The sequence below is a fragment of the Bifidobacterium vespertilionis genome (assembly GCF_008698145.1).
GTDB lineage: Bacteria > Actinomycetota > Actinomycetes > Actinomycetales > Bifidobacteriaceae > Bifidobacterium > Bifidobacterium vespertilionis.
Map to the genome: position 1 here is coordinate 94,356 of NZ_RZNZ01000013.1, position 6,855 is coordinate 101,210.

Consider the following 6,855-nt stretch of genomic DNA (forward strand, 5'->3'; position numbering starts at 1 on the left):
TTCCACCAACCTGCAAAATCGCCTCACCGCCCCATGGGATGTTCGCCGCGCGATGGCCATGCAATCCCATCTTTAAAGCGACGCAAAGCGAAAAGTCCCCGAACCCGGGCAGAGGGTTTGGGGACTTTTCGCTTTATGTCGCTTTATGGGAGCGATCAGGCCTTCTTCTCAAGCACCTTGTAGAACACGCCCACCACGAGCACGTAGACGCAGCCCACGGCCATCACGAGGATGCCGCCGAACTGGCCCATGGCGTCGGCCGCCACACCCATGATGGGCGGGAAGATCGCGCCGCCGATCAGACCCATGAGCATGAGGCCGGAGATCTCATTCTGGCGCTCCGGACGGTACATGAGCGCGTGGGACAGGAACAGGGAGAACACGTTCGAGTTGCCGAAGCCCACGAGCGCGACCGCGACCCAGAACAGCCAGACCGGCGGGTTGACGGAGGTCATGGTGAAGATCGCGAAGCAAATGGCGGACAGGGTCATGATCACGCCGCAGATGCGCACGCCCAGCTTGTTGCTGATCTTCTGGAGCACGATGCCGCCGGTGAAGCAGCCGATCATACGGGCCACGAAGTAGACCATGGTGGCGGTGGCGGCGATGGAGGTGAACTGGTCGCCGGTGTGCTCGGTGAGGATGCGCGGGGCCTGGGCGTTGATGCCCACGTCCACGCCCACGTGGGAGACGATGCCCAGGAAGCACAGCAGGATGATCGGGTCGCCCAGCAGCTTGAAGCACTTGGCGATGGTGGTGGTGCCGGCGTCCGGAGCGGGCTCCTCGATCTTGTCCAGCGCGAGCAGGATGTAGCCGACCACGCCCACGACGAAGTAGATCACGAACAGGATCCACCACATGCCCAGCTGGTTGGCGCCCCAGATGGCGATGTACGGGGCGAACAGGGAGGCGAAAGCCTTGACGAACTGGCCGGTGGTGAGGGTGGAGGCCAGCTTGTCGCCCTTGACAAAGACGGTCAGCAGCGGGTTGAGGGACACCTGCATGAGGGTGTTGCCGATGCCCAGGAACGCGAAGGACGCGACGATCAGGACCAGACGCGGGGTGCCCTCGAAGACGGTGTAGGCGATGATCGGCAGGGCCATGGCGACCAGCGTGACGAGGATGGACCACAGCACGGTCTTGCGGCGGCCGATCTTGTTCATCAGCATGCCGGTGGGCACGGAGAAGATCAGGAACCAGAAGAACACCATGGTGGTGAACAGGTTCGCGGTGCCGTCGGCCAGGGCGAATTCACCCTTGACGTAGTTGGTGGCCGTGCCGACCAGATCCACGAAGCCCATGACGAAGAAGGCGAACATCACCGGAATGATGGCCTTCAGACCGGCGTTTGCGGTCTTGGCGGTCTCGTTGCTCATTATTGTTTCCCTTTTTTATTTGTTGTTTCCCTTTTTGCTGCCGCGTAACGCCAATCCGCCCGGCAGAAGGCATGGCTGACGCTGGAACAGGCCGGTCCGCGGCAAGGCTCCGGTCCGAGGAATAATGTGGGGTGGCTTTTGCGCCGTTCTGAGTAAGTGCGGTGGTCACCCGCTGTCGTCCTGAGTGAGCGCGGTGGTCTCCTCTTGTCATCCTGAGCACTGAGCCGTGAAGCGGACAGCCCGGTGGGCTGTCCGTAGGCGAGGGGAGCCGCCGCCAAGGCGGCGACGGTCCGGCGCAGCCGGACACCGGTAGGGTCACCCGCCGTCATCCTGAGCGGAGCGTAGCGGAGTCGAAGGATCCTTGGTTTGTGCACCGAATTAAGGATCCTTCGACTCCGCGCTTCGCGCTGCGCTCAGGATGACAGGGGAGGGCTCCCGCTCCGCTCAGGATGACGAAAGGAGACTCCCGCTCCGCTCAGGATGACAGCGGGGAGGCCCTGGCCTTACTCGGCCTGGGCGAGGTAGTCGGGCATGTGCTCGGGGTACTCCGGCCACGCGCCGTTCTGCGTGCACACGTACGCCGCCGTGTTCACCGCCGCCCGATGCGCCTCCGCCAGCGGATCGCCCAACAGGGTCCGGGCCGTGAACGTGCCCGAGAACGAATCGCCCGCGCCCACCGTGTCCACCACCTCAACATGCGGCGTCGCCAGCGTCGACGACTCCCCGCCGCGCGCGATGACCGTCGAGAACGTCGACCCGCCCGTCAGGATCACGTAATCCAGGCCGTACTGCGACATGAACCAGCGGCACGCGTCGTCATCGCTCGTGCCCCGGATGCCGAACATGTCGCGCAGCAGCAGCAGCTCCGCGTCGTTGATCTTGAACACCGTCGCGTACCCCAGCAGCTCCTCGATCAGCTCCCTGGAGTAGTGGTCCCCCCTAAGGTTGATGTCGAAGAAGCGCATCGCGCCCGGCTTCGTGCGCTTGAGCAGCTCGATGATCGTGTCGTGCGTCTCCGGGGAGCGCAAAGCCAGGGTGCCGAAGCACACCGCGTCGGCCTGCGCGGTCACGTCGATCAGCTCGCGCGTCAAAAGCAGGTGGTCCCACGCCACGCCCTTGACGATCGTGTACTCGGGGATGCCGTTCTTCAACGCGACCTCGACCGTCGAGGTGGGCCACGCGTTGCGCTGGATGATGGTGTGGATCCCGGCCTTCTGGGCCTCGACCACGAGCTCGTCGCCCAGCTCGTCCTCGCCCACCGCGCTGATGGACCAGCCCTCCGCGCCGTTCATCATGGCGTGGTACGCGAAGTTGACCGGCGCGCCGCCCGCGCGCTTGCCCGAGGGCAGCATGTCCCACAACAACTCGCCAAGAGACAGAACAACAGGCTTCGACATAATCACATTCCTTTCAGATGGTTGACTCGCCCAAGAGGGTGAATCGATTGACGTTACGGGCGCAATGGTCCGCTGAATTCGCACGTTGGCATTTGGTTTGATAGTTCGGCCCCGCGCTATCCCGCGAAACCGGCAATGCTGCCGATTGGGGTGCACGGTGCGGGGCGATTGGATGCGGGGAGTGACGCGATGGTGGCGGTGCGCGTGCGCGCGGGTTCGTTGCCGTTCATCTGACGCCTCCTTGCAGGTCCGCTCGTCGTTGAATCTGAACTTGGTTTATATATTAACGCTGTTAAGTGTAGTGTGCAAATCGCTGATATGATAGCGCTTTCATCGGCGTGTCGCATTTAGCTGGGTGTTTGCTGAATGAACGGCGACGCGCGGGTGCGGTGTGATGTGTGTACACTCGGAAGTCAGTTGTTCAATGATGAACCCGCAATGGAGGCTTGGATCATGATGAATACAACGGATCGATGGAGCGATGCGCAGGCGCAGTACAACGGCTCCGCGCCGAGGGTCGAGGTGATCGTCCAGGATGTGGATGGCGCGAAAATCGCCCGCGAGGAGGGCGCCGACCGTGTGGAGCTGTGCACGGCCATGGGCGCGACCGGCGGCATCACCCCCAGCTTTGGGCTGGTCCAGCTGTGCTCCCATGTGGGCGTGCGGCTTGGCGTGCAGGCGCGCATCCGTTCGCGCGGCGGCAACTATGTGTACGACGAGGGCGAAAAGCGCGTGATGCTCGCCGATGTGCGTTCGGTGATCCTGGCCGGTGCGTCCGGCGTGGTGGTGGGGGCGCTGGACAAGTATGGCAATCTGGACGTGCCCTTCGCCAAGAAGCTGTATGAGGCCGCCGTGGATGAGGGACGGCGCTGCGGGCGTCACGTCTCGGTCACCTTCAACCGCGCGTTCGACATGGTCAACGATCCCTTCGGCACCATGGACATCCTGTCCGACATCGGCTACACGCGCGTGCTCACCTCCGGCGGAACCGAGCGCGTGACGGACGGCCTCGGGCGCCTGCGCGATCTGGTCGGTCATGCCGGCGGGCGCATCGATGTGATGGCCTGCGGGCATATCACCCCCGATCTGGTCCGCCCGGTGCTGGACACCGGCGTGCCATCGATCCACTTGTCCGCGCGCGTGATCGTATCCTCCGACGGCGGTCCCGGCGGCAGCGGCGACGATCCGATCATCGAGCGCACCGATCGTGAATGGGTGCGTGCGGTGGTGAGTGCCGTTCACGGATGATTGTGGGGGAGATTTCCACCCGAATTAACCCGACGTTCAGCCGCGCTCTTCTCTTCGTTCTCCTCGGCTCCCTACCGTGAATCAGGATAGGGCAGGTCCTCAGGTTGGGGGCTGGCCGATCCATCACGAGGAAGTCCGAGGAGAACCATGTCACGTATGTCACGTCGCGTTCAGGCGCTGCTGCTGTCGGCCGCGCTGATCGCCCCCGCCGCCGCCATTCCGGCCACCGCCGTCTGGGCGGACGATGCCGCCAACCAGCCCGCCGTCGCGGCCGAATCCGGCAAGACCACCATCAACCTGCTGAATTTCAATGATTTCCACGGCCGCATCGACACCGGCCTGACCGTGCCGTTCGCCGCCACCATCGAGCAGCTGCGCGCCGAGTACAAGGACTCCACGCTCCTGCTGGCCGCCGGCGACAACATCGGTGCCTCCCTGTTCAACTCCTCCGTGCAGAAGGACCAGCCCACCATTGACGTGCTCAACGCGCTGGGCGTCAAGGCCTCCGCGGTGGGTAACCACGAGTTCGACCAGGGCTACGCCGATCTCACCGATCGCGTGATCGGCAAGGACGGCGCCCGCAACGCCCAGTGGGACTACCTGGGCGCCAACGTGTACAAGAAGGGCACCAAGACCCCGGCCCTTCAGGAGTACAGCATCCAGAACGTCAACGGCGTCAAGGTTGGCGTGATCGGCGCCGTCACCCAGGAGACCAGCACGCTCGTTTCCCCCGGCGGCATCAAGGACATTGAGTTCGGCGACCCGGTCGAGGCCGTCAACCGCGTGGCCGCCCAGCTCACCGATGGCGATGAGTCCAACGGCGAGGCCGATGTGCTCGTGGCCGAATACCACGAGGGCGCGTCCGCCAACGAGGATCCGAAGACCGGCGAGCCCACTCTGGCCGATCAGGAATCCGCCAGCCCGGTGTTCAAGGAGATCGTGGACCAGACCAGCGCGGCCGTGGATGTGGTCTTCACCGCGCACACCCACATGGCGTACGACTACGTTGACGCCGCTCACGCGGACCGTCCGGTCATCCAGACCGGCAGCTACGCGGCGAACGTGGGTCAGGTCGTGCTCGACTACGACAAGGCCTCCGACAAGGTCACCTACGTCAAGTCCGGCAACGTGCCGTCCGTCACCGCCCCCGAAGGCGTGAAGCCCGCTGACTTCGACGCCCAGCTGGCTGAGAAGTACCCCACCGTCGCCAAGGTCAAGAAGATCGTGGACGCGGCTGTGGCCAAGGGCGAGGAGGAAGGCTCCAAGAAGGTCGGCTCCATCGCGTCCAGCGTGACCACCGCCTTCAAGGACGGCGCCCGTGACGATCGCGCCTCCGAGTCCACTATGGGCAACCTCGTGGCCGACTCCCTGCTCGACTCCCTGTCCTCCGCCGACCGCGGTGGCGCCCAGATCGGCGTGGTGAACCCGGGTGGTCTGCGCGCCGAGTTCTGCAAGACCGGCGAGAACGAGAAGTGCACGCTTGATGCCGACGGCAACATCACCTACGCCCAGGCCAACGCCGTGCTGCCGTTCCTGAACAACCTGTGGACCACCACCCTCACCGGCGCCCAGTTCAAGGAGGCCCTGGAGCAGCAGTGGCAGACCACCGAGGATGGCTCCGAGCCCTCCCGCCCGTACCTGCAGCTCGGCCTGTCCCACAACGTCTCCTACACCTACGATCCGAACGCCCCGCAGGGCAGCCACATCACCTCGGTGACCGTCAACGGTGAGCCGCTCGATCCCGCCAAGGACTATCGCATCGGCTCCTTCAGCTTCCTGCTCCAGGGTGGCGACAACTTCCGCGCCTTCGGCCAGGGCAAGGACACCAAGGACACCGGTCTGGTGGATCGTGACGCCTGGATCGCCTACATCACCGCCAACTCCCCGCTCAAGCCGCGCTACGATCGCCGCGCGGTGGCCGTGACCGGTGTGCCCGCCGCCGATTCCGCCGTGAAGGCCGGCAGCTCCTTCGAGCTCGACTTCTCCAAGCTGACGCTCACCTCGCTGGGTGTGCCGGCCGAGACCAAGCTGACCGCCACCATCGATGGCACCGAGGTCGGCTCCGCCGCCGTCGAGAACGGCGACACCGCCAAGCTCACCGTCACCGTGCCCGCCACGCAGGCCGCTGGTGCCGCGACGCTGGTGGTGACCGGCGAGACCAACGGCACCACCGTGACCCTGCCGATCACCGTGGCCGCCGACGCGACCGAGCCGGGTACGCCTGCCGAGCCGGGTACGCCTGCTGAGCCGGGCACCCCGGACGCTTCCCAGCCGGGCCAGAACGCTGGCAACAACGGCCAGCAGTCCGGTCAGAACGGTTCCAACACTGGCTCCAACGCTGGCTCCAACAACACCGCGAACGGCCAGAACAACGGCCAGAACGGCGCGCTGGCGACCACCGGTGCCTCCGCCGGTGTTGTGGCCGCGGTCATGATGCTGCTGCTCGCGGCCGGCGCGGTTGCGATCCGCGTGGCCCGCTCCGGCAATGCCCGCTGAGCTTGTCCGGTTGGCTGACTGACTGGTTAACTGGCTGACTAGCTGACTGGCTGGTTAACTGACTGACACGATCGTTCCAACCTGCGTTCGTTGATTCGCAGGTTGGAACGATCGTGTTTTTGTGCTGAATGGAGCGATTGTATGTGAGCGATTACAGTGGCGTGATCATTCCAAGCTGACTGAGGCGTGCCGTAGGTTGGAACGATCACGACACGGCGGATTTTAGTGGTGGTTGCAACACCTGAGTGATTTGCCACCTCGAACGGTGGTCTTCGCGATGACGCGATCATATCATGAGGCGTTGATGAGCGCGAGGATCCTTTCACTGGGCTTGTCGT

General features: G+C 64.4%; 3 protein-coding genes and 1 pseudogene. 2 read left to right on the forward strand and 2 right to left on the reverse strand.

All coding sequences use genetic code 11. The annotated features are described in order from the left end of the window. Positions 1-155: 155 nt before the first annotated feature. Together EMO90_RS09415 and EMO90_RS09420 are read right to left on the reverse strand one after the other, a co-directional pair. Complete coding sequence (locus tag EMO90_RS09415; RefSeq protein WP_150354313.1) at positions 156-1,376, reverse strand: MFS transporter; 1,221 nt, start codon at positions 1,374-1,376, stop codon at positions 156-158. Between the two features lie 503 nt (positions 1,377-1,879). Beyond that, positions 1,880-2,773: a carbohydrate kinase family protein gene (locus tag EMO90_RS09420; protein ID WP_150394996.1), complete on the reverse strand. Its 894-nt coding sequence runs from the start codon at positions 2,771-2,773 to the stop codon at positions 1,880-1,882. A gap of 453 nt (positions 2,774-3,226) precedes the next feature. Between EMO90_RS09420 and EMO90_RS09425 the strand changes: the two genes are divergently transcribed. Together EMO90_RS09425 and EMO90_RS09430 are read left to right on the forward strand one after the other, a co-directional pair. Continuing rightward, complete coding sequence (locus EMO90_RS09425) at positions 3,227-4,021, forward strand: copper homeostasis protein CutC (protein ID WP_223849875.1); 795 nt, start codon at positions 3,227-3,229, stop codon at positions 4,019-4,021. A gap of 285 nt (positions 4,022-4,306) precedes the next feature. Then, positions 4,307-6,517: pseudogene (locus EMO90_RS09430) on the forward strand (5'-nucleotidase C-terminal domain-containing protein); the annotation flags it as partial. Positions 6,518-6,855 lie beyond the last annotated feature (338 nt).

What these genes read in the sequence shown, in the direction of transcription:
- EMO90_RS09420 (WP_150394996.1), bottom strand. Translation starts at nt 2,773, where the DNA reads ATGTCGAAGCCTGTTGTTCTGTCTCTTGGCGAGTTGTTGTGGGACATG.
- EMO90_RS09415 (WP_150354313.1), bottom strand. Translation starts at nt 1,376, where the DNA reads ATGAGCAACGAGACCGCCAAGACCGCAAACGCCGGTCTGAAGGCCATC.
- EMO90_RS09425 (WP_223849875.1), top strand. Translation starts at nt 3,227, where the DNA reads ATGATGAATACAACGGATCGATGGAGCGATGCGCAGGCGCAGTACAAC.